Genomic DNA, 1,728 nt, shown 5'->3' on the forward strand with positions numbered 1-1,728 from the left:
CGCCGTCGTCCGCCGGACCCACCGGGACCGCCACGAGCACGACCACGAGCACGACGACGACGAGGAGCCGGTGATGGGACACGACGAGGACTTCGCCCAGGCGTTGCGGGACCGCGCCCACGCCGTCGCACCGCACATCGCGGTGGACACCGGCCGCGTCGTCCCGCGGGCACGGCGGCGACGGGCCGTCGCACGCGGTGCCGGCAGCCTGGCGCTGGCAGCGGTGATGGCCGGTGGTGGGTGGGTCGCCCAGGCCCAGCCGTGGTCCACCGCGGCGCCGGGGACCACGGCGCTGCCGGTCGGCGGGGGTGCCCCTGAGACCCCGAGCGCGGGCCCGACGGCCACGGCGGTCGCGCCACCCACGGTCGAGGAGCCCTTCTGGTACACCCTCGCCCAGATCTCGTCGGCTGACGGCACGCGCAGCGAGCAGGCCGAGTCCTGGCTGAGCAGGGAGCTGCCGGGCCTCCTCGTCACGGACGGCGACCTGGCCACCGCCACCGGGGTGGGACCGCGCGACGTCGTCGGCCGGTTCTTCCTCGACGGCGCGTGGGTCGACATGCTCCGTGACCCCACGGCCCTGCCGACCGACGCCGCAGCCCTGGAAGGCGTGCTGCGCGCGAGCGTCGAGCCGGACCGTCGCTCCGGGACGGACGACGAGAAGGTCTTCGGCATGGCGCGCGACCTGCTGCTCGACGGGGGGCTCCTCCCCGTCGAGCTGCGCCGGGCCGCGTGGGACGTGGCCGCCGGGCTGCCGGGGGTGACCGTCACGGACGGCAGCGACTCGACGGGCCGGGCGGGGAGCGTGCTGGCCTATCCCACGGGCGGGTCGGTCTCCACGCTCGTCGCCGACCCGCTGACCGGTCTGCTGCTGGAGCAGTCGACGGGCGACGGGTTCACCACGTACCTCGAGCAGGGGTCGGTCGTCGCCCCGCCCGTCGAGCCGACTCTGGACAATGCCGGCTGCGTCAGCTGGGCGACCTGCTGAGAGTGCTCGCCCGCGGCGGGTGGGAAGCTGGCTCCTTTGGAGCCCCCTGGTTCATCCCGATGCTGCGGTGCGCTGACATCGACCAGATCGTCCACTCCTTCTGACGCTGGGCTCACGGTCGCCTATCGGCAGGCACGGCCCAGCCCGTACGCCGCACTGGAGGGCCACGGCGTCCCGATCCACCACTACGGCCGGGAGGGGCACAGCGCGGAGGAGTCGCACAGCACCTACTGCGTCGTGGTGGACGACACCCAGCCGCTGTTCGACGCCTTCGCCCAGGGTCTACGGGCCACCGATGGCACGCTGCCGGTGTTGGGGCGCCCGCGGATCACGCGGCCTCGGCCGCGCGGGAACGCCGGCGGCCCGTCGCGCTTCAGCCTCATCGACCCGGCAGGCCACCGGGTCTGGATCATGTGCGGCGGAGTGGGTCGTCGAGCCGTCCCCGCTGCGGGAGAGCCTGCTCAATGCCATCGTGCTTGCCGATAGCACGGGATACCCGGCCTAGGCCGAGAAGGTCCCGCGGAGCGCCGTGCGCCGGGCGGGCCGGACGGACCCGGCGACGTCGGATGGCGTGGAGTTCCTGGCAGAGCTCAAGGAGTGGCTCGGGGATGGGGTGATCTGTCGCTCGGTCGTGGTCGTTGCGGGACCAGGGCGACTCGCCGGGTCGAGGGACGCGGCGCCGCGTTCGACAAGTGCCGTGGGCCCCGTGGCTGCGATGGTGATTCCCCGCGCTACCTCCGTCC

At 74.0% G+C, this 1,728-nt stretch carries 1 protein-coding gene and 1 pseudogene; both read left to right on the forward strand.

Translation table 11 applies throughout. From position 1 onward, the window contains the following. A pseudogene (locus tag PKY62_RS12735) lies at positions 1–985 on the forward strand (hypothetical protein); the annotation flags it as partial. 36 nt (positions 986–1,021) lie between these two features. Beyond that, positions 1,022–1,471, forward strand: coding sequence for a DUF8817 family protein (locus PKY62_RS13400; RefSeq protein ID WP_502875848.1), 450 nt, complete (start codon positions 1,022–1,024; stop codon positions 1,469–1,471). Positions 1,472–1,728 lie beyond the last annotated feature (257 nt).

Origin of the sequence: Actinotalea sp. (genome assembly GCF_035443605.1) — a bacterium.
Lineage (GTDB): Bacteria > Actinomycetota > Actinomycetes > Actinomycetales > Cellulomonadaceae > Actinotalea.